This is a genomic window from Mesorhizobium sp. M1E.F.Ca.ET.063.01.1.1, assembly GCF_003998155.1.
In the GTDB taxonomy this organism is placed as follows: Bacteria; Pseudomonadota; Alphaproteobacteria; order Rhizobiales; family Rhizobiaceae; genus Mesorhizobium.
The window spans coordinates 1-420 of the sequence record NZ_RZSC01001673.1 but is presented as its reverse complement, the minus strand read 5'-3'; the positions used below and the strand labels follow the sequence as shown (position 1 = coordinate 420).

Annotated in this window: 1 protein-coding gene; it reads right to left on the bottom strand. The window is 61.2% G+C overall.

Translation table 11 applies throughout. The annotated features are described in order from the left end of the window. Positions 1-140: carboxymuconolactone decarboxylase family protein (locus EOA29_RS40360; protein ID WP_245468885.1), on the bottom strand; the 140-nt coding region annotated here is incomplete at its 3' end. Between the last annotated feature and the right edge of the window lie 280 nt (positions 141-420).

Here is a 420-nt window from a genome sequence, read left to right as displayed (position 1 = left end):
TGCATGTCGACGCAGACGCTGCAGCCGTTGATCTGGCTGGCGCGCAGGTGGACGAGCTTGCGCGTCACATAAGGCACGTCGGCCGCCTCGGTCGACTTGTCCAGCGCCAGCAGCGCCTGCAGCGCGCCGGGGATGAGCATTACGGGGTTCTTCAGTCGTGCTTGCACAATGGCCTCCTTCGGTCGTGTTCTCGCAAACCCCGGGCGCTCAGCATCCGGAGGTCCTGGTTTCTCCAGGGCTTTTTTGGTTCGCCGACACCGTCGCAGGCTGGACGGCCTTTGGGCCACATTGCCTGCCTCGATCAATAACCCGTCGGCTATGAATTAACTCATAACTCGCTAGTTATTGAATTGTCAAGCACGCCTTGGCGAATGCCGGTCGCCCGTCGCCTGCTGGACCGATCATTGCCGCTTTCACGGC